Source organism: Streptomyces sp. NPDC025784 (genome assembly GCF_055558435.1).
Window position 1 is genome coordinate 54773 of sequence record NZ_JBVHMN010000018.1, and the last position, 24740, is coordinate 79512.

At 71.9% G+C, this 24740-nt stretch carries 16 protein-coding genes; 7 read left to right on the plus strand and 9 right to left on the minus strand.

What is annotated here, in order from left to right:
* Positions 1 to 5: 5 nt before the first annotated feature.
* Positions 6 to 992 carry an LAETG motif-containing sortase-dependent surface protein gene (locus ACZ4IF_RS32900; RefSeq protein ID WP_467569492.1) on the plus strand — a complete coding sequence of 329 codons (987 nt, stop codon included), beginning with the start codon at positions 6 to 8 and terminating at the stop codon, positions 990 to 992.
* Between the two features lie 216 nt (positions 993 to 1208).
* Here the strand turns inward: ACZ4IF_RS32900 and ACZ4IF_RS32905 are convergent, their stop codons facing one another.
* On the minus strand, positions 1209 to 3017 hold the full coding sequence (locus ACZ4IF_RS32905) for a GMC oxidoreductase (protein WP_467569494.1): 1809 nt from the start codon (positions 3015 to 3017) through the stop codon (positions 1209 to 1211).
* 133 nt (positions 3018 to 3150) lie between these two features.
* Positions 3151 to 4806 carry a succinic semialdehyde dehydrogenase gene (locus ACZ4IF_RS32910; RefSeq protein WP_467569499.1) on the minus strand — a complete coding sequence of 552 codons (1656 nt, stop codon included), beginning with the start codon at positions 4804 to 4806 and terminating at the stop codon, positions 3151 to 3153.
* Positions 4807 to 5306: 500 nt separating this feature from the next.
* Here ACZ4IF_RS32910 and ACZ4IF_RS32915 point away from each other — a divergent pair, with 500 nt between their 5' ends.
* Complete coding sequence (locus ACZ4IF_RS32915) at positions 5307 to 6137, plus strand: hypothetical protein (RefSeq protein ID WP_467569501.1); 831 nt, start codon at positions 5307 to 5309, stop codon at positions 6135 to 6137.
* A gap of 176 nt (positions 6138 to 6313) precedes the next feature.
* On the opposite strand, the gene ACZ4IF_RS32920 is transcribed toward ACZ4IF_RS32915, so the two are convergent.
* Both ACZ4IF_RS32920 and ACZ4IF_RS32925 read right to left on the minus strand, forming a co-directional pair.
* Positions 6314 to 7990, minus strand: coding sequence for a serine/threonine-protein kinase (locus ACZ4IF_RS32920; protein ID WP_467569504.1), 1677 nt, complete (start codon positions 7988 to 7990; stop codon positions 6314 to 6316).
* Between the two features lie 228 nt (positions 7991 to 8218).
* Entirely contained in the window at positions 8219 to 9847 is a 1629-nt protein-coding gene (locus tag ACZ4IF_RS32925; RefSeq protein WP_467569507.1) for a serine/threonine-protein kinase, read from the minus strand.
* Positions 9848 to 10481: 634 nt separating this feature from the next.
* On the opposite strand from ACZ4IF_RS32925, the gene ACZ4IF_RS32930 reads away from it, so the two are divergent.
* The gene (locus ACZ4IF_RS32930; protein ID WP_467569509.1) at positions 10482 to 10895 is read left to right on the plus strand and encodes a hypothetical protein; all 414 of its coding nucleotides are present in this window, start codon (positions 10482 to 10484) and stop codon (positions 10893 to 10895) included.
* A gap of 150 nt (positions 10896 to 11045) precedes the next feature.
* Here ACZ4IF_RS32930 and ACZ4IF_RS32935 read toward each other — a convergent pair whose 3' ends face one another.
* From ACZ4IF_RS32935 to ACZ4IF_RS32945, 3 genes are all read right to left on the minus strand, one after another.
* Complete coding sequence (locus ACZ4IF_RS32935) at positions 11046 to 12656, minus strand: serine/threonine-protein kinase (protein ID WP_467569747.1); 1611 nt, start codon at positions 12654 to 12656, stop codon at positions 11046 to 11048.
* Positions 12657 to 12852: 196 nt separating this feature from the next.
* Positions 12853 to 15738 (minus strand): protein kinase, encoded by a 2886-nt coding sequence (locus tag ACZ4IF_RS32940; RefSeq protein ID WP_467569511.1) that lies wholly within the window; start codon positions 15736 to 15738, stop codon positions 12853 to 12855.
* Between the two features lie 169 nt (positions 15739 to 15907).
* On the minus strand, positions 15908 to 18016 hold the full coding sequence (locus ACZ4IF_RS32945) for a serine/threonine-protein kinase (protein WP_467569749.1): 2109 nt from the start codon (positions 18014 to 18016) through the stop codon (positions 15908 to 15910).
* A gap of 183 nt (positions 18017 to 18199) precedes the next feature.
* Between ACZ4IF_RS32945 and ACZ4IF_RS32950 the strand changes: the two genes are divergently transcribed.
* Positions 18200 to 19300 (plus strand): serine hydrolase domain-containing protein, encoded by a 1101-nt coding sequence (locus tag ACZ4IF_RS32950; protein ID WP_467569514.1) that lies wholly within the window; start codon positions 18200 to 18202, stop codon positions 19298 to 19300.
* A 61-nt stretch (positions 19301 to 19361) separates the two neighbouring features.
* On the opposite strand, the gene ACZ4IF_RS32955 is transcribed toward ACZ4IF_RS32950, so the two are convergent.
* The gene (locus ACZ4IF_RS32955; RefSeq protein WP_095936094.1) at positions 19362 to 21068 is read right to left on the minus strand and encodes a glycerol-3-phosphate dehydrogenase/oxidase; all 1707 of its coding nucleotides are present in this window, start codon (positions 21066 to 21068) and stop codon (positions 19362 to 19364) included.
* A 272-nt stretch (positions 21069 to 21340) separates the two neighbouring features.
* Here ACZ4IF_RS32955 and ACZ4IF_RS32960 point away from each other — a divergent pair, with 272 nt between their 5' ends.
* From ACZ4IF_RS32960 to ACZ4IF_RS32970, 3 genes are all read left to right on the plus strand, one after another.
* Entirely contained in the window at positions 21341 to 22549 is a 1209-nt protein-coding gene (locus ACZ4IF_RS32960; RefSeq protein WP_467569517.1) for a nucleotide sugar dehydrogenase, read from the plus strand.
* Positions 22550 to 22701: 152 nt separating this feature from the next.
* Positions 22702 to 23250 (plus strand): hypothetical protein, encoded by a 549-nt coding sequence (locus tag ACZ4IF_RS32965; protein ID WP_467569519.1) that lies wholly within the window; start codon positions 22702 to 22704, stop codon positions 23248 to 23250.
* Between the two features lie 2 nt (positions 23251 to 23252).
* A complete protein-coding gene (locus ACZ4IF_RS32970) occupies positions 23253 to 23519 on the plus strand; it encodes a hypothetical protein (protein WP_467569522.1) in 267 nt (88 codons plus the stop codon).
* A 74-nt stretch (positions 23520 to 23593) separates the two neighbouring features.
* On the opposite strand, the gene ACZ4IF_RS32975 is transcribed toward ACZ4IF_RS32970, so the two are convergent.
* Positions 23594 to 24718, minus strand: a complete 1125-nt coding sequence (locus ACZ4IF_RS32975) for a GuaB3 family IMP dehydrogenase-related protein (RefSeq protein WP_028805395.1) — start codon at positions 24716 to 24718, stop codon at positions 23594 to 23596.
* Between the last annotated feature and the right edge of the window lie 22 nt (positions 24719 to 24740).

Sequence of the window (24740 nt, forward strand, 5' to 3'; positions counted from 1 at the left end):
TCTTCATGAAGCTTCGCCGTGCCATGGCCGCTGCGGCCGCGACGGCTGCCATAGCCCCGCTGGCGCTGCTGTCGGCGCCGGCCGCGTTCGCGACGGACGACACCGCCACCCCGACCGCGAGCGCAACCGCATCCGAGTCTCCGAGCGAATCGGCGTCGCCGAGCGCCACCGAGACCACCCCCGAGGCGACCGCCTCCGCGACCGCCTCGGCGTCCGCGACCGAGTCCGCCCCGGCTCCGAGCGACTCCGCGTCCGCTTCCGCCACGTCCCCGGCGCCGAGCACCTCCGCTCCGGAGGAGTCCGAGTCGCCCGACCCGGAGCCGTCCGAGTGCGAGGACTCCAAGGTCGACGTGTCCATCACCGGCCTGCCCGGCAAGATCTCGGTGGGCAGCGGCTGGCACAAGTTCTCGCTGAACGTGGCGAACAACTCCGAGTCCACCCTCAGCGACCTCGGCTTCTTCGCCGGCGCCTCCTCCGACAAGGCGGGTGAGGACCTCTTCCAGAGCAAGAAGGTCCAGCTCCAGGCCTACAACCCGGACGACAAGGTCTGGGAGGACGTCGACTCCGAGGGCTACGCGGTCGGTTTCGTCGGTTACACCGACGAGCTCAAGCCCGACTACGAGGTCAACATCCCGATGCGCATCAACGTGAAGTCCAGCGCCCCGGTCGGCGCCGGCTTCTCCCTGGGCGCCAGCATCTACGGCGACGCCGACGGCGAGTGCACGGGCTTCGGCGAGGTCGCCTACAAGTTCCAGATCGTCGCCGCGGGCACGGACACCGACGGCACCAAGCCGCAGGAAGGCGGCAAGGTCCCGGTCTCGGACAAGCCCGCCGACAAGGGCAACACGCCCGAGGTCGACGGCAGCCTGGCCGAGACGGGCTCCAGCTCCGCCCTGCCGATGATCGGTCTCGTCGGCGGTGTCGCCGTCGTCGCCGGTGCCGGCGCGGTGTTCGTCGTCCGTCGCCGCAACTCGGGTGGCACGACCGCGTAAGGCGGCCGGGACCCCGTAAACACCTGGGCATCACGCCTGGTACGAGAAGAAGGACCTGCGCTCGGAGGGGGGCGCAGGTCCTTCTTTCTTTCTTGCGTGCGGGGGGCGGACTTTCCTCCGGACTTCCTTCCGGACTTCCTTCCGTGAGGGGCGGACCGGGCGCGCGGGGGCCGCGCGCCGGGCGGGTGGCACCGGCGCGCGCAGAACCCCCACGGGTCACTTCTTCGGCGGCACCGCGGGTATCCCCAGGAACGGCAGCTTCAGCGCGCCGAACGCGTCCGCCGGGACGGCGGGGTGCAGCGGCTCCACCGGCTTCAGCCGCTCGTACGCCGCGCCCGGCGCCGGACGCGGGTCGGCCTCGCCCTTGTTGGGCCAGTACGACATCGCCCGCTCGGCCTGGGCGGTGATGGTGAGCGACGGGTTGACCCCGAGGTTCGCGGAGACCGCGGCACCGTCGACCACGGAGATGCCCGGGTGGCCGTACAGCCGGTGGTACGGGTCTATGACGCCTTCCTCGGCGTCGGCGCCGATCGGGCAGCCGCCCAGGAAGTGCGCGGTCAGCGGCGTCCCCATCAACTCGCCCACGTTGCTGCCCGCGAAGCCGTTGATCTCGGCGGCGATCGCGGAGGCGCTCTCCGAAGCCGCCTTGATCTGCTTGGGGTTGGGCGCCCCGTGGCCCTGCCGGGCGGTCAGCAGTCCCTTGCCCGCGCCCTTCGGCTTCAGGTACGTCGTCAGGGAGTTGTCCAGCGACTGCATCACCAGGCCGATGATGGTGCGCTCCGACCAGCGGCGGTTGGACAGCGAACGGGCCACCAGGACGGGGTGCCGGGCGGCGTTGGCCAGCCAGCCCAGCACCCTCGACGATCCCTCCGCGTAAGGGACCTGGAGGATGGACAGGCCGCCCATCGAGTTGGACCCCTTGCCGTAGCGGACCGGCTCGATGTGGGTGTTCTCGTCGGGGTGGATGGACGACGTGATGGCGACACCGCGTGTGAAGTCGACGCGTTCCTCGCCGGTGGCCTTGCGGTAGCGGCGGTTGTCGGTCTGCGCGCCCACCAGCGCCTCGGAGTTGGTGCGGGTCAGCTCGCCCAGCTTCTGCGACAGGTGCGGCAGCTGGCCGCCGGCCTTCATGCGGTGCAGCAGGGTCTGCGTGCCGTAGGTGCCGGCCGCGAGGACGACCCGCTGTGCCTTGAAGGTCCGCCCCTCGCCCTTGCGTCTGCGGTCCGTGGGGAGGGTCTGGACGGCGTACCCGCCCTGCGAGTCGTCGGTGACGGACACCACGGTCGTCATGGGGTGGACCACCGCGCCCGCCTTCTCGGCGAGGTGGAGGTAGTTCTCGTTGAGGGTGTTCTTCGCGCCGTGACGGCAGCCGGTCATGCACTCGCCGCACTCGGTGCACGCCTTGCGGCTGGGTCCGGCACCGCCGAAGTACGGGTCGGCGATCTCCTGGCCGGGTCCCGCCTTCGCACCGCCGTCGGCGTCCTGGCCGTCCCCGAAGAAGACGCCCACCGGCGCCATGTGGAAGGTGTCGCCGACACCCATCGCCTCGGCCGCGGCCTTGAGGTGGACGTCCGACGGGGTCATGGTCGGGTTGAGCCGTACGCCCAGCATGCGCCGGGCCTGGTCGTAGTACGGCTTCAACTCCCCTTCCCAGTCGGTGATGTCCTTCCACTGCGGGTCCTCGAAGAAGGGCTTCGGGGGGACGTAGAGGGTGTTGGCGTAGTTGAGGGAACCGCCGCCGACGCCCGCGCCCGCCAGCACCATGACGTTGCCCAGCAGATGGATGCGCTGGATGCCGTACATGCCGAGCCTCGGGGCCCACAGGTAGTTCTTGATGTCCCAGGAGTTCTTGGGCAGGGAGTCCCGGGTGAAGCGGCGGCCCGCTTCGAGCACGCCGACGCGGTAACCCTTCTCCGTCAGGCGCAGGGCGGTGACGGAACCACCGAAGCCGGAGCCGACGACGATGACGTCGTAGTCGTACGCCGCCTCGTCCGGCTGATTCTGGGCAGAGCTCTCCTGTGACACGTGCTGCTCTCCTCGTTTCTCCTCGTCGAGAACCGCTGTGAGGAGCGGTGCGAAAGGGTGGGACGGACAGGGGGACGATCGGGACGGGTCGGGGAAGGGCGGGCGGACGGACCCGCCCCGGGGGTCGCGGCGTCTAGCGGAGCCGGAACGCCTTCATGACCTTGAGGCTCCGGCTCATGAACGCCGCGTACTTCTCGTCGTCCATGCCGAGCGACGGCGCCATCGGCAACAGCCGCTGCTGGGCGACCGTCTGGGCCTCCGTGTACTTGAGGATGCCCTCGGAGCCGTGCCGGCGGCCGAGGCCGGAGTCCTTCATGCCGCCCATCGGCGACTGGACGCTGCCGTACGCGGGCGCGTAGCCCTCGTTGACGTTGACCGTGCCGGTGCGCAGCCGGGCCGCGACCGCGCGGCCCCGGCGCCCGTCCTTGGTCCACACGGACGAATTGAGGCCGTAGGGCGTGGCGTTGGCGAGCTCGACGACCTCGTCCTCGCTCTTGAAGCGGTAGAGGGAGACGACGGGCCCGAAGGTCTCCTCGGCGCAGACGGCCATCGGCGCCTCGACGCCGTCGAGGATGGTCGGCTCGTAGAAGTACGGGCCGATGTCGGGGCGGGCGACTCCGCCGGCGACGACCTTGGCGCCCTTGGCGACGGCCTCCTCCACGTGCCGGGTCACGGTCTCCAGCTGCCGCTCGCCGACCAGGGAGCCCATGTCGGCGCCGTAGGCCAGGGAGGTGCCGAGGCGCATGGCCCTGGTGCGGGCGGCGAACCGGTCGGCGAACGCGTCGGCGATGGACTCGTGGACGTAGAGCCGTTCGATGGAGATGCAGAGCTGGCCGGCCGAGGAGAAGCAGGCGCGGACGGCGCCCGCGGCGGCCTTGTCGATGTCGGCGTCCTCCAGGACCACCATGGCGTTCTTGCCGCCGAGTTCGAGGGAGACGCCGACGAGGCGGGCTGCGGCGCCCTGGGCGACCTCCCGGCCGGTGCGCGTGGACCCGGTGAAGGAGACGTAGTCGGCGTGCTTGACGACCTCGGGACCCACGACGGGCCCGTCGCCGATGACGACCTGGAAGACCTCGGCGGGCAGCCCCGCCTCGATGAGCAGGTCGCGCGCCCACAGAGCGGTGAGGCAGGTCTCGGTGTCGGGCTTCATCACGACGGCGTTGCCCGCGACGAACGCCGGGAGGGCGTCGCCGACGGACAGTTCGAGCGGGTAGTTCCAGGGGGCGATCTGGCCGACGACACCGCGCGGGTGACGCAGCTCGGTGACCTTGGTGAGGGTCGGCACGGCGCCGGTGTGCCGCTTGGGCCTCAGATACGCGGGCGCCTTGCGTCCGTAGTGCCGTGCGGCGACCGTGACGGCCTGAACCTCCTCGTGCGCGTGCAGCCGGGCCTTGCCGGTCTCCAGCTGGATGAGGTCCAGCACCTCGGCCTGCCGGGCGAGGACGAGGTCGTGGAAGCGCAGGAGCACGGCGGCGCGCTGCCGGACGGGCGTGGCCCCCCAGGCGATCTGCGCCGTACGGGCCCGCACGAACGCCTCGGCGACGTCCTCGGGGGTGGACTCGGGCAGGTCGGCCAGCTTCTCGCCGGTGAACGGGGTGTGGTTGGCGGTCCGCCCGGAGCCGGCCACGCCCTTGGTGAGCTGGGCCACCAGCTCGGGCGTCACGACGTCGGCTGCGGTGCGGGCCCCCGCGGGGGCGGGCGCGAGGGGGTTGGTACCGGGCCTGCCCGTACCGGCCTCGTCGCCGCTGGTCGTTTCCGTGGCCTGCTCCGTGGCCTGCGAGTCCGTCATGAGCCGCAGGGTATGCCCGCCCGGCCCCTTTGGGTACCCGTCGGTAATCGGCTTTCACGGACTGCACACACGCTGCCAGTGATCGCTGGCAACAAACGCCCTGATCAGGGCGTTGTTCGCGCGACGATCACGGGTTGATGACATCGCGGGGAGGTCGCCGGGACACCGTGGGGACGACTGGGACGACCGCGGTGGCGTTTCGGAGGCGCCCTCGGTGGCGTTCCGGGATGCCCCCGCGGACGACCCGGTCGTCCTCCGCCCTCGGCGGACGACCGGGACGGCGTCGGCGGGAACCCCCGGCGCCGTGACCGGGGGGCCGCGCCGTCCATGCCAGGCGCTCGCCGCCCGCCGGCCCGTCAAAGTCCCTTCGGTTCACGGGCGATGCAGGAGCGAACACTTCCGACCTTGATCGGTTGACGATTCCTTGACCCGTCCCTCATAGTCCTTGACCCGTCCCTCATAGCCCTTTCGCCCTCGGACAGATCGAAGGATCGACAAGAATGAAGAGACTCGCGCTGTCGCGCGCCGGCATCGCCGCGGTCGCCTCGGCCCTCACTCTCACCCTGGCCACCGGCTGCTCCGACAGCGGCTCCGACGACAGCGAAAAGAGCACCGGCGCGGGCAAGGAGACCACTGCCGCGAAGGCCCTCAGCAGCGCCGAGCTGGAGCAGCGGATCATCGCGACGAGCGACGTCGACGGCTACAAGGTCGAGTCGTCGGACAAGTCCGGCGGGTTCACCACCACCAAGGACGACCTCGAGGTGGAGGACGCGAAGTGCGCGCCGATCGCCTACGTCATGGCGGGGCTCGCGCCCGGTGACTCCGCCGCCGACGTCAAGCGCGTGGTCACGCAGGACCCGTCGGCCTCCCCCAGTGCGTCTCCCTCCAAGAAGCTGGAGGACATGACCGACGAGGAGCTCGACGACGCGATGAAGTCGATCACCGATGCCCTGACCGGCACGGTGACGATCGTCTCGCTCTCCTCCTATGAGGGCGACGGCGCCGAGAAGACGCTGTCCTCGGTGTCCGACGCGGTGAAGGGCTGCGCGGGCGGCTTCGAGGCCGCGGACAAGGGCGACACCCAGAAGATCACCAAGGTGGAGGGCGAGAAGGCCTCCGGCAAGGGCGACGGGGCCGTCGCGTTCGCGGTGACGGTGGATGCCGACGGTGGCGACGTGACCGTGCACGGCGAGGTCGTCCGCCACGGCGGCACGGTCGCCACGTACTACACGCTCAGCCTGGCCGCGTTCTCGGGCGAGACCGCGGACGGCGCCGCCGACTACGACATCCCGTCCGAGGTCATCAAGGCCCAGACGGCCAAGCTGGCCTGATCCCCGTCCGGGCCCGCCCGGTTGGTCCGGCTCATCCGGGTCCGCCGGTCCGGGTCCGCCGGTCCGGCTCATCCGGGTCCGCCGGTCCGGTCCGAGCCGGACCGCCGGTCCGGTCCGAGCCGGGCTCGGGCCGCTGAAGCGGCCCGGGCGCGACCCCTCCCCCCACGACGGAGCCCTCAGAGCTTGTCGATGTCCAGGTTCGCGATCGCCGCCTTTGCGACTTCACGGCCGCGTGCCGTGAAGTCGCCCTTGCCCGGGTAGCTGATGGTGAGCTTGTACATGTCGCCCGCGGACGACTTGTAGTAGAAGATCTTCACCTCGCGGGGGCGGGGGTTCTGGCTGTCGGTGGTCTTGTAGCTCACCGTGTTCTCCGCGGCGGGCCTGCCCTCGTACTTGGTGCTCCCGTCCGTGGACGTCCCCGGCCCCTCGGGCATGTTCAGGGCGTACTCGCCGCTCTCCTTGAACTTGTCGTTGTCGGCGTACATCTCGGCAGCGGCGGAGCCCTTGATCTGCTTGCCGGTGTCCTCCGCCTTCCTGGTCAGCGTGAGACCGACCCAGATGCTGCCGCTCCAGTCGGTGTACGTGACCCAGTGGGTCTTGTCCGACGAACGGTCGGGCCTGCTCGCCTGGTAGTCCTTGGGCACCGCGAGCGTCGCGGCGACGTCCTTCTCGTGCGCCTTCTTCCAGCCGTCCGGCAGCGGCCCCGCGAAGGGGTCGGCGATCACCAGGTACGCCGCCACGGCCGCCGCGACGACCGCCGCACCGATGCCGAGCAGGGTCTTGCGGCCCACCCGGATGCCCTTGCCGTCCGGCAACGCGACCTGCGCGACCTGCGTGACCTGCGCGACCTGGGTGGGCGCCGGGGCCGGCGGTCGCGCCGCCTCCTCCAGGAGCCGCCGCACCCGGTCCGCGCCGGGCCGGCGTGAGGGGTCCTTGTCCAGCAGTCCGTTGATGACCTCGGCGAGCGGGCCGTTCGCCGATGCGGGCGCCGCGGGCGTGGAGTTGAGGACCGACTGGAGCGTCGCGGGCGTGTTGCTGCGCCGGAACGGGGAGACGCCCTCGGTGGCCGTGTAGAGCACCACGCCGAGCGACCACAGGTCGGACGCCGGTCCGGGGCGCTGCCCCAGCACCCGTTCCGGAGCGATGTACTCGGGTGAGCCGACGAAACCGCCGGTGTCCGTCAGATCGGTCTCGCCCTCGATCTGCGCGATGCCGAAGTCGGTGAGGACGACGCGGTCGTGACGGCCCAGCAGGACGTTGTCGGGCTTGACGTCGCGGTGCAGGATGCCCGCCGCGTGCGCGGCCTCCAGGGCTCCGAGGACCTCCAGGCCGACGCGTGCGGCCTCGCGGACGCCGAGCGTGCCCTCCTGGAGGGCGTCTCCCAACGAGCGGCCCTGCACGAGCTCCATGACGATCCAGGGCTGTCCGTCCACGACCGCGACGTCGTGGACGTTCACGACCGCCGGGTGGTCGAGCCGTGCGGCGGCGCGCGCCTCGCGGCGCATCCGCTCGAAGGCGTTGGAGCGTTCACGCTCGGGAAGGTGGTCCGGGACGCGCGGTTCCTTGACGGCGACCTCGCGGTCCACCGTCTCGTCCTTGGCCCGCCAGACCGTTCCCATGCCGCCGTGCCCGAGCTTGGCGAGCAGGCGGTAGCGGCCGGCGATCAGCCGGCCCGTCCCCGGGTCCTGCGCGGGGCGGGCCTGTTGTTCGGGGACGGCCTGGGTGGGCGTGGCGTAGGGATTGCCCGGGTACGGGACGGCCGACTGTGGTGCCGGTGCCGCCGGGCGCGGCGGTTGCAGACCGAAACTGGTCGGTTCGTCGGCCCCGTGAGGGACTCCCCCGTTGTTGCTCATGCCTCCATCTCTATCGTGGTGGGGGCTTCGGCTTCCAGCCCCGCCGGCGGCCGGTCACAGACCCGTGACGCGCGCCATCCCTTATCTCCCGTTTACTGCAGTACGTGTCTTCGCTCGGGCCCTCGCGCCCGTGGCCGTCGCGGGACGCGCAGGCGCCCGCCCGGGCCGCCGTGAACCGGCCCGCAGGCGCCCGCTCAGGACGCCATGGATGGCCGTGCAAGCACCCGTTCAGGACGCCGTGAAGGTGTCCACGGCCACATCGAAGTACTCCTTCGCCTGCGTCACCTTCCCGACCGGCGCCGAGACCCACACGTCGTACATCCGGCCGCCCTCCTCCCAGCACAGGTCGTAGGTGTGCCGGGCTCCCTCCGCCTCGTCGAAGCCGTCCCAGGTGAACTGCCACAGCGCGGCGGGCGCTCCGGCGTGGGTGGTCCTCTCGACGACGCCGTCGCGGTAACCCGGGTTGTTCGCGGGGCCCTTGGCGGCGGACTTCCGCATCACCGCGAGGGGGCCACCCGGTTCGGGGTCGGCCACCTTGATGCCGATCCGGAAGGTCTGTCCCGGTGACATGTAGAAGACCCGCTCCCCCTGCGGATCGCGGGTGAACCCGTCGGGCACCGCGAGCGAGAAGCCCTGGTCCCGCGCGACGTGGTAGCCCGAGGGCGCGGTGCGGGAGGTGTCGGCAGGGCTCTGCCGCCGGGTCACGGTCACCGTCGGGGCGGGGTGCTCGGGCGACGCGGACGGCGTACGTGAGGCGCTGGGCCCGCTCGGTGTGCCGGACGTGTGGGCCGTGCTCGACGAGGCGGGCGCACCGCCCCCGCCACCGCCGTCGTTCATCAGCAGTGCCGCCGCCGACACGCCCGCGCCGACCATCGCCGCGACCAGGGCCGCGGCGACCAGGACACCTCGCGTGGACTGCTTCGACGGAACGTCCGTCACGGCGCCGGTCGACGGGGACGGCACGGGCTTCGGTCTCGGCACGTCGCGCTGTGTCGGCGTGTACGGCACCGACAGCCGCGGCGTACGCCCGGTGTCCCGGAAGGCGCGCAGCATCCGCTCGGCCTCGGCCGCGCCGAGCCGCCGCTCGGGGTCGCGTTCCAGCAGGCCGCGCACGACGGGCAGGAGCGGCGCGGCCTGGGCGGGCGGGCGGATCTCGTCGACGACGACGGCGTGCAGGATGCCGCCCAACGAGTCTCGGCGGAAGGGCGATTCACCGCTCAGGATCGTGCACAGCAGCGCGCCGAGCGACCACAGGTCGGACTCGGGTCCCGTCCTGACCCCGGACATCCGCTCGGGAGCGGTGTACTCGGGCGAGCCGACGAACGCGCCGCTCTCGGTCAGGGTCGTCGCGCCCGCCACCTGGGCGATGCCGAAGTCGGTGAGCACGACGCGGTCGCTGCCCGCCTCCAGCAGGACGTTGGCGGGCTTGAGGTCGCGGTGCAGGACACCCGCGTCGTGCGCGCGGCGCAGTGCGCCGAGGAGGCCGATGCCGATGCGCGCGGCCTCGCGGGCGTCCACCGGCCCGCGCGCGGAGATCCGTTCGGCGAGGGAACCACCGTCGATGAGCTCCATCACGATGTACGGCCGCTCGTCGTCCTCGACGACGTCGTGCACGACGATGATGTGCGGGTGCCGCAGCTGCGCGACGGCGCGGGCCTCGCGCAGGGTGCGGTCGCGTTGCTGCCGGGCCTCGTCCGCCGAGAGCGAGTCGTCGAGGGAGAGTTCCTTCACCGCCACCTGCCGGCCGAGCAGCTGGTCGGTGGCACGCCAGACGACCCCCATGCCGCCGCGCCCGATCCTGGCGGTCAGCCGGTAACGGCCCGCGATCACACGGACGTTCTCCCCCTCGGTCCCCATGGGCCCCATCATGCCGCACCGGATGGACGCCTTCCGGAGCGCCGACCAGCCAAGTATGCCGCCGCTCCAGGACAGCCGGTGGCACAGGGCAGGGAACTCAGGCCTTGGCGCGGACCATGCCGGACCGGATCGACGAGGCCACCGCGACGGAACGGCGCATCAACGCTCGCGGCCGGGGACGGGATCAGCCAGTCCCCGCCCACGCCTGCACCCGCGCGATCATCCACCTGTTCGCCGAACGCGCGCCTGATCGACTGAAGGTCCTGCGCGAGGCCCATCCGGACTTCGCCACCGACAAAGCCGTCCTCACGGAGGCAGTCCAGCGCCTTGCCGAGCTCCGACGGGCCCGCGCTTCCTGCCGGACGTCTTGTCCACGAAGATCCGGGAGCAACCGGCTCGGCACACCAGCGGCCCGGTGGCGCGCGACGGCTCCTTGGAGCCGGCGGGTTCGGCCAGTTCGTCGGCGTGCGTGAGCAGGGCGGGCCGGGCGGTCAGGGGCGATCATTTTCGGCCAAACCCTGTTTGGGAAGAATACAAAGCGCGGCAAATCGCCAAGAGATATGCGGCACGAAGGGCAAAGCGGGCGGCTGGAATCAAACTGTCATGTGAATCATGGAAGCCTTACCTTTTCCTTATGGGAAACACATGGAAGCGCCTTTCCGTCACGAGCGTCGCGGCGGTGGCCATATTCGCTGCGACCACAGTGACCAATGCCAGTGCGGCGAGCGGCGGAGCCGCGTGCTCGGTGACCGGCGCCTCGGGGACTCTCGCGTTCACCAACTGGACAGCCAGCCATGTGGACATCAGCGGTTGGGTCAAGGACACCGCTGCCGATGGTCACCATGTGGCCATTCGGCTCGTTTCCATAGACGAAGGCACTGGATGGGTAACGGAGTGGTCCTGGCACTCCGAATACGACGGAAACGGATCGACCAACTCATTCACGACTTACGCGTCGCCCACCGGCGAGGACCTCGACTACATCGGCGCGCAGGTGGCGGTTATCGAAGGGAACACGATAGTCCGTTCTTGCACGGACTATGCCTGACCCTCAGGCCGCCTGAGCCGCGGCCGGAGCGGGCGGATGCGCGGCCGTCTCCAGCAACATCCGCACCTGCCCGCCGCTCGGACGGCGGGCAGGTCATTCCGCAGAGGCCGTTGATGGCCTCGGCCGGCGCCCTTTCCTGTTCCACCAGGATCAACCCTCCTGGAAGCCCCGCAGGATCCAGTCGAACTGCTTTCTGGTGGTGGTCCAGTCGTCGGCCGGCGAGGCCGCGTAGATGGCGTACTCGGTGCCGTCACCGTCCATGTACCCGACGTCGATCGCACGGTAGGGCCCCGGGAAGTAGTGCGGCCCGTCCTTGGCCAGCGCGTTCCACGTGTACTCCCAGCGGACACCCGGCAGGTCGCGGAAAAGCTCTTCCTTGAGTCTCAGCTGCTCGTAGTCCTGCAGCCGCCCTGAGACCCGCTGCTCCAAGTAGCTCATGTGTTCGTACGAGGTGCGGAAGTCCGGCGCGGTGTCGACGGCGACCCGCACGAGGTGCTTGCCCTTGTCCGGCGAGTAGTCGACCTGCCGGAGGCCGTCCTGGTCGATGGAGACGGACCGCTTCCACCCCTTGGGCAGGGAGATGCTGAAGCCCACCGGGTCGTTGCGCCGCTCCCAACCGGCGGGAACCGCGCCCTGACCACCTTTGTCGCTCGGCGTGACACTGTCGCTCGGAGTCGACGACACAGAGGCGGAGTCGCCGGGGCTGCCCGTGCCGAACTGCTGCAGCGCGACCGCGACACCCCCGCCGACGCTCGCCGCGAGGGCGACGACCAGAGCGAACGTACGCAGGCGGTGCCGCTTCGGCGGCGCGGGCACGGGCCCGTTCGTCACCGGCGGATACTGCGTGACGGGGGCCGTCTGCGCGCGGGTACCGGTGCCGGTCCCCGTCTCCACGGTGTCGTACCCCGCCTGCCCCGTCGGCGCATACGACCGCGCTGCACTCGGCAGTCGTCCCGCCGCCACCTCGACGAGCATCTGCTCGGCCTGCGCCGCGCTGGGCCGCTCGACCGGATCCTTGCGCAGCAGCGCGGCGAGGACGGGCCCCAGCGCACCCGCGTTGACCGGTTCGGCGGGTTCCTCCTCGACGACGGCCTGCATGGTGCTGATGGGCGAGGTGCGCCGGAACGGCGACCGTCCCTCCACCGCCGTGTACAGCGTCGCGCCGAGTGCCCACAGGTCGGAGGAGGGCCCGGGGTCGTGTCCACGGACCCGCTCGGGCGCCAGATAGTCCACGGAACCGACGATCTCGCCGGTGCGCGTGATGGTCGTGTCGCCCTCGACCTGTGCGATGCCGAAGTCGGTCAGCAGGACGCGCCGGTCGGCGGACAGCAGGACGTTGCCCGGTTTGACGTCACGGTGGAGTACGCCGGCGGCGTGGGCGGCCCGCAGCGCGCGGAGCACCCACAGGCCGATCCGGGCCGCCTCGGCGGGTTCGACACGGCCCTGCTCCTTGACCTCGTCGGCCAGCGAGTTGCCCTCGACCAGCTCCATGACGATCCACGGACGGTTGTCGTGCTCCAGGACGTCGTGCACGGTGACGACGGCCGAGTGGTTGATCCGGGCGGCGGCCCGCGCCTCCGCATGGGTGCGGGCGAGCAGCCGGGCCAGGTCGCCCTCGGCGACGTACAGCGCGGCGGTCAGCTCTTTGACCGCGACCGCGCGGTGCAGCACCTCGTCGTGTGCGCGCCACACCCGCCCCATGCCACCGCTGCCGATGGAGTCGACAAGCCGGTAGCGGCCCGCGAGGAGCAGGCCCTGCATCTGATTCACGTTTCCCCGCAATGGTCTTGACAGGGTCAGACTAAAGAGCGGCCCCCGCGCAGGGAACAAGCGGGGTCGTACGGAGACCGCACTGTGACGGTTCTCCCTTCCGTGTACGGAAGGGAACCATCCGGTGTTCACGCCTCTCGCCTGCGCACACCGGTGTTCAGAGGCCGGACGCCCGTACGGTCCGTGCTCAGCCGGTGACTTGGTAGGTCTGCGACGCCTGCTCGTACAGGCGGGTCACCTCGTCCCGCTCGGCCTCGGGGCCGCGTACCTGCACGACGTGGTAGCGCCCGCCGACGAGGATCGCCAGGTTGCGGACGTACAGGGAGCGGCCCTGGGAGTCCTGCCAGGTGAACTGGCCCTCGGCCATGGCCCGTCCGCCCACGTCGATGCGCCGCATCCCGCTGGACGTCGCCCAGGTCGAGTCCCGGAACGGCTGCAACTCCTTCTCGCTCTCCCGCTGATACGTCATCGGGTCGCTGCCGTACGTCCCCGTGCCGTCCCGGCCGGGCACCACGATGAGCTCGAAGTCGCCCTGCGAGTAGACGACCTGACTGCGGCCGTTCTTCGGTGTGCGGTCCCAGCCGCTCGCCACGGCGACCCGGAATCCCTCGGGGTCCTTACGGAGGGTGAAGCCCCGGGCGACGTCCGGGTCGTCCGGGTTCGGCGAGGCCGCCGAACTGGACGCCCCCGACGGACTCTTGTCCGTGCCCGGGGAGGTCTGGTCGGGGCGTGGTTCACTGCTCGCCTTCGCGTCGCCGCCGGTGTCGGTCGGGGACGCGACGTCCCCGGCGGAGCCGGTCCGCTCACCCGCCGGACCGCCGGACCGGTCGGCCTTGGGCATGAAGACCATGGCGTACGCGATCGCGGCGGCCAGCAGGAGCAGGACCAGCAGGAGCAGGTTCCGGCCGAGGCGGCGGGGTTTCGCCGTCCGGTCCTGTCTGGCGCGCTTGTGGCGGGCGTGCGGACTGGTCGCGGGCAGCCCGGCGCGGCGCCTGCGGACGAGCTCGCCCCGGCGCCGCACGATCGGCAGCCGGCTCGGGTCGACGGGGGGTGCCGCGACGACATGTGCACCGGCCTCCGGTTCCGGCGCGGACCGCACCAAGGACCGCAACCAGCCGCGCAGCTCCTCGAAGTCGAGGCGCTCGGTGGGGTCCTGGCGCAGCAGCGACTCCACGACGGGCCTCAGCGGCCCGCACTCCTCGGCGAACGCGGGCGGCTCCGCGCACACCAGGTGCACCAGCTCGGCGGTGTTCTCCTCCGGGTAGGGCGCGTGGCCCTGCACGGCGCGGAAGAGCAGCGCGCCCAGCGCCCACAGGTCGGTCGCGGGGCCGATCGGCGCCGCCAGCTGCCAGTTCTCGTGGACGGGGCCGGCCTGTTCGGGAGCCCACCGCTCGGTCACGGGGCCGACCACGGCCATCCGGGCCTGCCGGGCCCGCTCCGCGGCGAGCGCCGTGCCGGGCCCGCGACGCGAGGGCGCGGCGCCGACGAGCTCGCCCCAGCCGCCGCCTCCTGCCTGCACGTCCCGCGCCTGCGGGCCCTGCCCCGGTCCGGCCTCGATTCCGAAGGAACGGCCCTGCGTACGTCCGTCACCGGGTGCCCGGCCGGCGTCCGCGCCCCGAGGGATGCCGTGGGTCTGCGCGGGTACACCGGGGCCGCCGCCCTGCCCGGCGGCGGAGGTCTGCTGTCCGGGTGCGAGCGCGGGCAGGCCGCTCCGTGCGACCGCCCCGCCGTACGCGCCTCCGGGGAGCGCGCCCTGCCGGCCGTCGCCGCCGAGGGACCCGCCTCGCGGCTGTGCGCCGTGCCGGCTGCCGCGCCCTCCGACGCCGTACGGATCGGCGATCTGACCGGGAGGTGCGGTGTGGGGGCGCTCCACGCCCTGGCCCGGCAACCGGGGCGGTCCGCCGTGTCCGGCCTCGTGCGGGCCGGGGTTCCCCGGCACCTGGGTGTCGGGCTGTCCGGGGTGCTCCGCGGGCCTGGGCGCCGGGAGCGCGAACCGGTCGCCCCGCTGCTCCTCCTGGACGCGTGCCGCGGCGCGCGCCCCGGCACGGTACGCGGCGATGGCTCCTGCCCGCGCCGCCCGGATGTCGCCGCCGGGTCCGCCCGCTCCTGGGCCGCCCGCTTCGAGCGCCCGCGGGCCGGTGCCCGCCGCGGCCGCTCCAGGCATCCCCGGAAGGGACGTGCCGTGCTCCGCCCGTGCCTCGATCGCGGCCCGTCGCGCCGCCTCGGAGTCGGCTCCGGACGAGGCGGCCACGGCGACGCCGGGCACACCGCCGTTCCCGGAAGCGGGACCGCCGGGTCCGCGGCCTCCGGCACCCCGGGGCGTTCCCCGCGTGCCGGGTCCCACGCCACCGCGCGAGGCGTCCGCGCCCTCCGGACCGCCGTGCCCTGCCGGTCCGTTCCCCGCCTGACCGGTGCCGTCGGCTCCGGTCCCCGGCGCGGGTCCGGCGCCGACGTCCTCGCGGGCGGGCACCGGGTCGTACCCGCACAGCGCTTCCTCGGCGGCCCCCGCGGCGAGACCGGTCAGCATGACCCGGCCGTCGTCGCAGACGAGCACCGTGCGCACGGTGATGTTGCGGTGCACCCAGCCGTGCGCGTGCAGGGCGCGCAGCGCGGTGAGGACGTCCGAGGCGACCTCGGCGGCGCGGTACGGGCTCAGCGGCTTCTCGGCGAGCAGTGCGGCCAGGGGCCTGGCCGGCACCAGCTCGCTCACTATCCACAGCGACCCGCCCTCGGCGAACACGTCGAAGACCTGGTCGAGCCGGGGATGGTCCGGGATCTGCGCGGCGGCCTGGGCGGCCTCGATGGCCCTGCGCACGGCCGGTTCGGTGGGCCGGCGGGTGGTCCGCGTGGACGCCCGCCGTGCCCCGCCGTCCCGGGCCACGAACCCCTCGGGCAGGCCGTCCGCGTCGAGCACCTCGGCCTCGACGACCTCCGGCAACGGCACCTGGCGTACCAGGACTTCCTGCCCGCTGTAGGTGTCGAAGGCGCGGGACTCGGCGAACTCGTACTCGTCGGACGGGGGCAGCGGCAGCCGGTAGCGGTCGGCGAGGACCCGTCCCGCATAGTCGTCCACGATGCCTCCCCCGGCCGATCGGTTGGTCAATTCCGTTCGCCTTGCGTTCCGTTACGGCTTCGTACGGTCCGCAACCACTCACGATACGTGCCGGAGGCAACCCGCAAGCGGGGATGCGAGATCTCAGGGCCACCATCCGTGGCAGAACGTCACACCGGTGAGCGGTACGTCACGACTTCGGCTGGAACGTCTTGGTCAGCGTCTTCCAGGTGTCCTTGCGCAGATCGCTGCCCCAGTCGGCCGCTTTCGCCGTGTACATCAGGGCATATCCCTGATGCGAGTTGACGACGAACCCGCGGTCGATGGACCGGTACTTGGTGCCGCCCTCCGAGTAGGTGAACTCCCAGTCGGCCGTGTTCCAGCCGCGATAGTCCACCTGCTCTATGCGCACCCGCTGGTACTGCGAGCGCACCATGTACCGCTCCTGGTTCTTCCAGTCCGCGACCGGGTCGTCCTTCGGCGTCGTCGTCCAGCCGACGAGGAGCTTCTGACCGTCGGGGCCGGTGAAGCGGGTACCCGCGGCCCCCGTGGACTGGTACTTCCATCCCTTCGGAAGCCCGATCGAGAAGCCCTGCGCGCTCTTGTACTTCGACACGGCCGTGGAGTCCGACTCCTTGCCGCCGTCCGACCCGCCCGACGGGGCCTCCGCGCTCGCCGACGGGTCCGACGTGTCGTCCGCGTTCCCGTCCTCGTCGGAGCCCTTGCCCTTGTCCGACTTGTCGTCGCTGTCCGTGTGGGCGGCGCCGCCCTTGTCCTTGTCGTCGCTGCCGCTGCCGCCCGCGGTCACACCGCTGGAGGCGGCCGACTTGGTGTCGCCGCTCTTGCCGCCCTTCGCCCCCTCGTCGTCCCCGCCGCCGAGCGTGAGCGCCAGCACGGTGCCGAGCACGGCCAGCGCCACGAGCACCGCGACGATCACCAGCGTCCGGCGCGGTACGACATCGGTGAGCGACGCCCGCGGCGCCGGCCGCGGCGGCCGCTCCGGAGCCACCGGCCAGCCCGACCCGGAGACGCCGCCGGCCGAGCCCGCCGCTCCCGCGCCCGCCGCCGAACCGGAATCCGACGACGCTCCGTCACGAGCCCCCGCCTTCCCGGCGGGAGCCGCACCGGCACCGGGGGTCTTCCCGGACACCGGCGCCGAGGGCGACGACGAGGTGGCCGCGCCGGCACCGGCGGAGGCCGCTCGCCGACTCCCCGTCGTACCGGCGGACTCCTTCGCACGCGCCGTCGCCGCCGCGGTGGCGGCTCCGGCGGCCGAGGCGGCCTTGCGCACGGAACGCAGCGCTCCACGCAGCCGGTCCCCGGCCTCCTCGCCCCGCTTGCCCGAGGTTCCGCCCGAACGTCCCTTGCCGGGTTCCTCGTCGGGCACCGGCGGCAGGGCCACGACCTTCGTCGCGTCGGCCGGCTCCGGCTCCGCCTTCTTCGGCTCGGGCGTGTGCAGCACCTCGTTGAGCAGGGAGCGCGCGCCCGCGTCGTCGAGCCGCTGCGCGGGGTCCTTGGCCAGCAGGCCGTAGATCACGCTCTCCAGGGGGCCCGCGTTCTTCGGCTGCTCGACCGGCTCGGTCATCACCGCGGTGAGCGTCGCGATCGCGGAACCCTTGTCGTACGGAGGAACGCCCTCCACCGACGCGTACAGCAGACCGCCCAGCGACCACAGGTCGGCCGCGGGGCCGGGCTTGTGCCCGCGGGCCCGCTCCGGCGAGATGTAGGAAGGGGCCCCGACGAGCATGCCGGTCGAGGTGATGGACGGGTCGCCCTCGACCTGGGCGATGCCGAAGTCGGTCAGCACGACCCGGCCGTCGTCGGAGATCAGCACGTTCGACGGCTTCACGTCCCGGTGCAGGATGCCCTCACGGTGCGCCGAGCGCAGCACGTCGAGTATCGCCAGACCCACTTCGGCGGCGCGTCGCGGCGTGAGCAGCCCGTCCTCGCGGATGACCTCGGCGAGCGACTTGCCCTCGATGAGCTCCATCACGATCCAGGGCCTGTTGTCCTCGTCGACCACGTCGAAGACCGTCACCGCGCCGTTGTTGCGGATCCGGGCGATCGCCTTGGCCTCACGCAATGTGCGCGTGACCAGCCGTCGCTTCTCCTCCTCGTCGATGCTCGACGGGAACCGCAGCTCCTTGACGGCGACCGTGCGGCCCAGGGTCTCGTCCTTGGCCCGCCACACCGTGCCCATGCCGCCGCGGCCGAGAACATCCCCCAGCCGGTACCGCCCGGCGAGGAGACGTTCGCTCTTGTCCTGACGGGATGCTCCCGCCCGCTCCGCCTCCGACATGCGTCCCCTCATGCAACCCGCCCTGACAGAGCCTCCATTGTCCCTCACCCGACAAGCGCTCAGCGCCCAGGGTGCCTCTCACGCGACGACGGCCCGGCGACCGCGACGTCACTCGGGCCGGGACCGCCGCAGACCCGCGGGACGACGTCCCGCATGATGGACCGCGACAAGGAAGGACCGCCGATGCCTGCGCGCCGGACACCTCGGACACTCCTGGCCATACCCGTGTCCCTGGCGCTGTTCCTGCTGCTCCCGGCCGACCTGCCGGACCAGGCTCCGGCGAGCTCGCCGACCAGCCCCTCGATCCCTTCCGGAAGTCCTGTCGCGGCCGCGACGAACGCCGCGCTCGCCCGTCTCGTCACCCGGGGCGGGGCCCCGGCCGCCGCTCTGCTGGCCCGCGAGGAGTCCGGCACGCGCTTCGCCACCACCGGTGGCGCGATAGCGCGCTCCGACCACTTCCGGGCGGGCAGTGTCACCAAGACGTTCATCGCGACGGTCGTCCTGCAACTCGCCGCCGAGCACCGTCTGTCCCTGTCCGACACCGTGGACGACCACCTTCCCGGTCTGGTGCGCGGCGCCGGCAACGACGGTCGCGAACTGACCCTGCGTGCCCTGCTGACGCACACCAGCGGCCTGCACGACTTCACCGCGGACACCGGGGGCACCGTCCCCGTCACCCCGCTTCAGGCCGTACACATCGCGCTCACCCACCCTCCGGCCGACCGCGGCCGCTTCGTCTACTCCAACACCAACTACGTACTGCTCGGCCTGGTCGTCGAGCAGGTAACCGGCCACTCCTACGCCGCCGAGGCGGAGCGGCGCATCATCGTCCCCCTCGGTCTGTCCGGAACGTCCTTCCCGGGAAGCCGCCGCTCCCTTCCCGCGCCGCACGGCCGGGCGTTCGCCGCGGACGGGTCGGACGTCACCGCGCTCGACCCGCGCGTGGCGGGCGCGGCGGGCGAGCTGGTCAGCACCCTCGCCGACCTGAACCGCTTCTACGCGGCCCTGCTCGGCGGTGACCTGCTGCCCCCGCGTCTGCTGCGCGAGATGCGCAGCACCAGCACCGCACACGGCTCGTACGGCATGGGGCTGTTCCCCGTGAAGCTGTCGTGCGGCGTCACGGTGTGGGGGCACAACGGCCGGATCAGCGGCAGCTACGTGCGCACCGCGGCCACCGTCGACGGCCGTCACGCCCTCACCTTCCGGGTGAACACGGACGGATTGACAGATCCCGGCCTCGAACCCGCGCTGCTCGCGGCCGAGTTCTGCCCCCGCATCTCGTAGAACGACTGGATTCCGGACAAAGATCCCCACTCCCGACACTCGTTCGAGTGACGAGCGTGGTCTACAGCGGCACGATGTCCGGCGCTCCGAGCCGCGCCGCGTCCGCCGTCAGGTCGTCGGGCTGCCGCTGCGACTCCCGCTCGGCCTCGACGCGCTTCTCGTAGTGCTCGACCTCGCGCTCGATCTGGTCCTTGTCCCAGCCGAGGACCGGGGCCATCAGCTCGGCGGCCTCGCGGGCGCTGCGGGTGCCGCGGTCGAAGGTCTCGATGGAGATGCGGGTGCGCCGCGTCAGGACGTCGTCGAGGTGCCGGGCGCCCTCGTGCGAGGCGGCGTAGACGATCTCGGCGCGGAGGTAGTCCTCGGCGGCCGCCAGGGGCTCACCCAGGGAGGGGTCCTCGGCGATGAGGTCGAGGAGCTCCTCGGCGAGCGACCCGTACCGGTTCAACAGGTGCTCGACGCGCACCACATGGATTCCGGTGCGCTGCGCGATCCGCGCCCGCGCGTTCCACAGGGCGTAATAGCCCTCGGCCCCGAGCAGCGGCGTCTCCTCGGTGACGCACTCGGCGACCCGCTGGTCGAGGCCGTGCACCGCCTCGTCCACCGCGTCCTTGGCCATCACCCGGTACGTCGTGTACTTGCCGCCGGCCACGACGACGAGCCCGGGCACGGGGTGGGCCACGGTGTGCTCGCGCGAGAGCTTGCTGGTGGCGTCCGACTCCCCGGCGAGCAGCGGCCGCAGGCCCGCGTAGACGCCCTGGACGTCGTCGCGGGTGAGCGGGACCGCCAGCACCGAGTTCACGTGTTCCAGGAGGTAGTCGATGTCGGCGCTGGACGCGGCGGGGTGGGCCTTGTCGAGGTCCCAGTCGGTGTCCGTGGTGCCGACGATCCAGTGCCGGCCCCAGGGGATCACGAAGAGGACGGACTTCTCGGTGCGCAGGATCAGGCCCGTCGTCGAGTTGATCCGGTCCTTCGGCACGACCAGGTGGATGCCCTTGGAGGCCCGCACGTGGAACTGGCCGCGCTCCCCGACCATCGCCTGGGTGTCGTCGGTCCACACGCCCGTCGCGTTGACGACCTGCTTGGCGCGGATCTCGTACTCCCCGCCGCCCTCGACGTCCTGGACGCGGGCGCCGACGACCCGTTCGCCCTCGCGCAGGAAGCTGGTGACGCGGGCGCGGTTGGCGACCTTCGCGCCGTACGACGCGGCGGTGCGGACCAGGGTGGCGACATAGCGGGCGTCGTCCATCTGCGCGTCGTAGTACTGCAGGGCGCCGACCAGGGCGTCCTTCTTCAAGGCGGGTGCGACGCGCAGGGCCTGTCGGCGGCTCAGGTGACGGTGCCTGGGCAGGCCGCGGCCGTGGCCCCGGGCGAGCGACATGGCGTCGTAGAGCGCGACGCCCGAGCCCGCGTAGAACCGCTCCCAGCCCTTGTGCTGGAGCGGGTAGAGGAACGGGACGGGCTTCACGAGGTGCGGTGCGAGCCGTTCGAGCAGGAGGCCGCGCTCCTTGAGGGCCTCGCGGACCAGGGCGAAGTCGAGCATCTCCAGATAGCGCAGCCCACCGTGGATCAGCTTGCTGGACCTGCTGGACGTGCCTGACGCCCAGTCACGGGCCTCGACCAGGCCCGTGGACAGGCCGCGTGTCACGGCGTCGAGCGCGGTGCCCGCGCCGACCACACCCGCGCCCACGACCAGCACGTCCAGCTCGCGCTCGGCCATCCCCGCCAGTGCCTCGGCACGCTCGGCCGGCCCCAGTGTCGCTGTCCTCATCGCTGCCTCCCGCTGTCCGTCGCGCTGGCCGCACCTGTCCGGCGAGACCGGGCCCGCGTCTCCCCGCCCTCAAGTCTGACCGCGATGTCCTGCTTCGGCCACCGTCCGCTCCTCAGCCTGTGGACAACTCTCGACGACGCGCAGGGAATCTCAGCCAAACAATCCAGCAAATCGGTCATATTTACTCCTAGTGTGACATTGCACTCGCTCGTTCTGTCCACCGGGCTTGCGCACCTGTCCCGCTTCGGCTACTGGGAAGGACGGCCCACTCCATGCCCGCAGATCTCGCCGTCATCGGACTCGGTCATCTCGGCCTGCCCCTGGCCCAGGCCGCCGTGGCCGTCGGCATCCCCACACTCGGCTACGGAACGGGGCCGGAAAGCGGCCCCCTCACCCCGGCCGAGCTGCGCCGGATGCTCGCGGGGGGCTTCCGGCCGACCACCAACCCGGCCGAACTGGGCCGGGTGCGCACCGCGGTCATCTGTGCGCCGACCCCGCGAGGTGCGGACGGCGGCCCCGACCTCGGCCAGGTGGAGGCCGCCGCCCGCACCCTGGCCACCCGGCTGCGCCCGCACACCACGGTGATCCTGGAATCACCCGTGTACCCCGGAACCACCGAGGATTTCCTGCGTCCTCTGCTCGAAGAGGGTTCGGGGCTGCGCGCGGGGCGCGACTTCTTCCTCGCGTACTCTCCCGGCCGGGTCGACCCCGGCAACCGCGACTTCACGCCCGCCAACACACCGAAGGTCATCGGCGGCCTGACCCCCGCCTGCACCGAGTCGGCCGCCGCCTTCTACGGCCGCCTCACCGACAAGGTGGTTCGCGCGCGTGGACCACGCGAGGCCGAGACCGTGCAGCTGCTGGAGACCAACTACCGCCACGTCAACATCGCGCTCGTCAACGAGATGGCGGTGCTCTGCCACAGTCTGGGCGTCGACCTGTGGGACGTCATCCGGTGCGCCGAGACGAAGCCCTTCGGCTTCCAGGCGTTCCGTCCGGGCCCCGGTGTCGGCGGGCACGGCACGGCCCAGGACCTCGGCGGCCACACGGGGCGCACCCTGCGGATGGTCGAACTGGCGCGGCAGGTCAACGACCAGATGCCGCAGTACGTCATCCAGCGCGCCGCCACGCTCCTCAACGAGCACGGGAAATCGGTCCGCGGCGCACGCGTGCTCCTCCTCGGCGTCACCTACAAGGCGGATGTCGTCGACCAACAGGGCGCCCCGGCCAACGAGATCGCGGTCCGGCTGATGGAACTCGGCGCATCCGTCAGCTATCACGACCCCTACGTGCCGGCGTGGAGCGTCCTGGACCGGCCCGTGCCACGCGCCGACTCCCTCTACGAGGCCGCGGCCGACGCCGACCTGACGATCCTGATCCAGCAGCACCGCACCTACGACCTGCAAGGTCTGTCCGTGAAGGCCCAACTCCTCCTGGACACGCGGGGAGCGACCCCGACAGGAGCGGCGCACCGCCTCTGACCTCCCGGTAATCCCCTCCCACCCGGTCACTCGGGCCTGCTACTGTGCGGCAGCTCTCGCACACAGGTGCGCCCGGGTCCCGGGCGCCCACAGGTGTGCTCCCACGTCTTGCGCACACCACAGGTGCGCCCGCATTCCCTGGGGGGAACCACATGAGTCAGTCGACTCCGCCGCCGTCCGGCCCGCCGCTCGACAACAACCCGTACGCCGGTCAGGCGCCCGCCCCCGGGCAGGGTGACCCGCAGGGCGCGCCCCAGCCGGGCTTCCCGGTCGCCCCGGTGGCGCCGGCCGCTCCGGTGCGCGACAACCTGGCGCTCGGCCTGGCCGCCGCCTTCGTCGCCGCGCTGGTCGCCGCGGGCGTCTACGGCGCCATCATCGGTCTGACCAAGCACGAGATCGGCTGGGCCGCGGTCGGCGTCGGCTTCCTCGTCGGCCTCGCCGCGGGCCGTGTCGGTGGCCGCAACCAGATCCTGCCGGTCGCCAGCGTGATCCTGTCCGTCGCCTCGATCTACCTCGGCCAGCTCGTCGGCGAGGCCATGATCGGCGCCAAGGACCTCGGTGTCGGCTTCAACGAGGTCTTCTTCGACCACTTCGACGTGGTCCAGGAGGCATGGAAGGCCGAGGCCGACCCGCTGACGTTCGTCTTCTTCGCGATCGCGGCGTACGTCGCCTTCTCCAGCACCCGTAAGGCCGGGGTCTGACGGTGCCCTTCCCTCTCTTCCTCATGGTCTTCGGTGTCACGGCCATGACGGGCGGAGGCTGGGTCGCCTTCGACGTCCGGGGCCCGTCCGCGGCGCTGGAGGCCCACCAGCAGCGCAATCATGAGCTGCGCGCCGCCGCGGCCGGCACTTTCGACCCGCCCGACAAGTGGATCACCGCCCGCGGTTTCCGCGTGGTCGGGGCAGTCGTCGGTCTGTGCGGCGTGATCCTCGTGCTCGCCGGCGTCGCCGAGCTGCTGACGGGCGGCTGAACCGGACGCCGGGCAGTCGAAAGGGCCCGTCCACCTCACGGTGGACGGGCCCTTCGTCTTCGGCCGGGTGCGGCCTACCGCTTGTGCTGGGAGTCCGCGACCGTCACCTCGACGCGCTGGAACTCCTTGAGCTCGCTGTAGCCGGTGGTGGCCATGGCGCGGCGGAGGGCGCCGAAGAAGTTCATCGAGCCGTCGGGGGTGTGCGAGGGGCCCGTGAGGACCTCCTCGATGGTGCCGACGGTGCCGAGGTCCACCTTCTTGCCGCGCGGCAGCTCCTCGTTGACCGCCTCCATGCCCCAGTGGTGGCCGCGGCCCGGCGCGTCGGTCGCGCGCGCGAGCGGGGAGCCCATCATCACCGAGTCGGCGCCGCAGGCGATCGCCTTGGGGAGGTCGCCGGACCAGCCGACGCCGCCGTCCGCGATGACGTGCACGTACCGGCCGCCGGACTCGTCCATGTAGTCGCGGCGGGCCGCGGCGACGTCCGCGACCGCGGTGGCCATGGGCACCTGGATGCCCAGGACGTTGCGCGTGGTGTGCGCGGCGCCGCCGCCGAAGCCGACGAGGACACCCGCCGCGCCGGTGCGCATGAGGTGCAGGGCCGCCGTGTACGTGGCGCAGCCGCCGACGATCACCGGGACGTCGAGCTCGTAGATGAACTGCTTCAGGTTCAGCGGCTCGGAGGCGCCCGAGACGTGCTCGGCGGAGACCGTGGTGCCGCGGATGACGAAGATGTCCACGCCCGCGTCCACGACGGCCTTGGAGAACTGGGCCGTGCGCTGCGGGGACAGGGCCGCGGCGGTGACGACGCCGGAGTCGCGCACCTCCTTGATGCGCTGCCCGATCAGCTCCTCCTTGATGGGAGCCGCGTAGATCTCCTGGATGCGGCGGGTCGCGGTGTCCGCGTCCAGCTCGGCGATCTCGTCGAGCAGCGGCTGCGGGTCCTCGTACCTCGTCCAGAGGCCTTCGAGGTTGAGGACACCCAGGCCGCCCAGCTCGCCGATGCGGATCGCGGTGGCCGGGGAGACGACCGAGTCCATCGGGGCGGCCAGGAACGGCAGCTCGAAGCGGTAGGCGTCGATCTGCCAGGCGATCGAGACCTCCTTCGGGTCCCGCGTACGGCGGCTCGGGACGACGGCGATGTCGTCGAAGGCGTACGCCCGGCGGCCGCGCTTGCCGCGCCCGATCTCGATCTCAGTCACGTGTGTGGCCTTTCCCTCTTCG

Excerpts from the sequence above, each read along its gene's own strand:
- ACZ4IF_RS32955 (WP_095936094.1), bottom strand. The coding sequence starts at position 21,068 with ATGAGGACAGCGACACTGGGGCCGGCCGAGCGTGCCGAGGCACTGGCG.
- ACZ4IF_RS32935 (WP_467569747.1), bottom strand. The coding sequence starts at position 12,656 with ATGCAGGGCCTGCTCCTCGCGGGCCGCTACCGGCTTGTCGACTCCATC.
- ACZ4IF_RS32965 (WP_467569519.1), top strand. The coding sequence starts at position 22,702 with ATGAGTCAGTCGACTCCGCCGCCGTCCGGCCCGCCGCTCGACAACAAC.
- ACZ4IF_RS32920 (WP_467569504.1), bottom strand. The coding sequence starts at position 7,990 with ATGAGCAACAACGGGGGAGTCCCTCACGGGGCCGACGAACCGACCAGT.
- ACZ4IF_RS32925 (WP_467569507.1), bottom strand. The coding sequence starts at position 9,847 with ATGGGGACCGAGGGGGAGAACGTCCGTGTGATCGCGGGCCGTTACCGG.
- ACZ4IF_RS32930 (WP_467569509.1), top strand. The coding sequence starts at position 10,482 with ATGGGAAACACATGGAAGCGCCTTTCCGTCACGAGCGTCGCGGCGGTG.
- ACZ4IF_RS32945 (WP_467569749.1), bottom strand. The coding sequence starts at position 18,016 with ATGTCGGAGGCGGAGCGGGCGGGAGCATCCCGTCAGGACAAGAGCGAA.
- ACZ4IF_RS32900 (WP_467569492.1), top strand. The coding sequence starts at position 6 with ATGAAGCTTCGCCGTGCCATGGCCGCTGCGGCCGCGACGGCTGCCATA.
- ACZ4IF_RS32910 (WP_467569499.1), bottom strand. The coding sequence starts at position 4,806 with ATGACGGACTCGCAGGCCACGGAGCAGGCCACGGAAACGACCAGCGGC.
- ACZ4IF_RS32950 (WP_467569514.1), top strand. The coding sequence starts at position 18,200 with ATGCCTGCGCGCCGGACACCTCGGACACTCCTGGCCATACCCGTGTCC.
- ACZ4IF_RS32960 (WP_467569517.1), top strand. The coding sequence starts at position 21,341 with ATGCCCGCAGATCTCGCCGTCATCGGACTCGGTCATCTCGGCCTGCCC.
- ACZ4IF_RS32915 (WP_467569501.1), top strand. The coding sequence starts at position 5,307 with ATGAAGAGACTCGCGCTGTCGCGCGCCGGCATCGCCGCGGTCGCCTCG.